Annotated in this window: 1 protein-coding gene; it reads left to right on the top strand. The window is 69.0% G+C overall.

Annotated features, from left to right (window positions below):
* Positions 1–130: 130 nt before the first annotated feature.
* The coding region (gene tnpA / locus JMJ56_RS33350) for an IS66-like element accessory protein TnpA (RefSeq protein WP_202836151.1) at positions 131–407 on the top strand (277 nt) is incomplete at its 3' end.

Genomic DNA, 407 nt, shown 5'->3' with positions numbered 1-407 from the left:
CGGCGGCCCGTGCTGCAGAGAGCTCTTGAAAACGGACATCAGAGCGTCCGGCCTCCATCGCCTTCTCTGGCTGCTGACGTGCGTTGAGGCTGGCGGCCTTAACGTCGGGCGTAAGGTCGTCTGTAAGGTCATGGACAGCAGGACGGTCGAGATCATCACCGGGCGCGAGCGGCGTCGGCGTTGGAGCGTGGCCGACAAGCTCCGCATCCTAGCCGAATGCGATGCGCCGGGCGTGCAGGTGGCAGAGGTGGCGGCTCGGCACGGCGTCTACCGCAGCCTGGTGTTCCAGTGGCGACGACAGGCCCGGGACGGCCTGCTGGTGGCCGAGCGGACGCCGGAGTTCGTGCCGGTCCGCGTCGCCGCCGATCGCCACGGCGAGGCGATCCCGGAACCAGAGCCTGTACCGC

This window comes from Belnapia arida, from assembly GCF_016773205.1.
Lineage (GTDB): Bacteria > Pseudomonadota > Alphaproteobacteria > Acetobacterales > Acetobacteraceae > Belnapia > Belnapia arida.
Note: the sequence above shows the minus strand (reverse complement) of the source record. Positions and strands in the feature narration are given on the sequence as shown.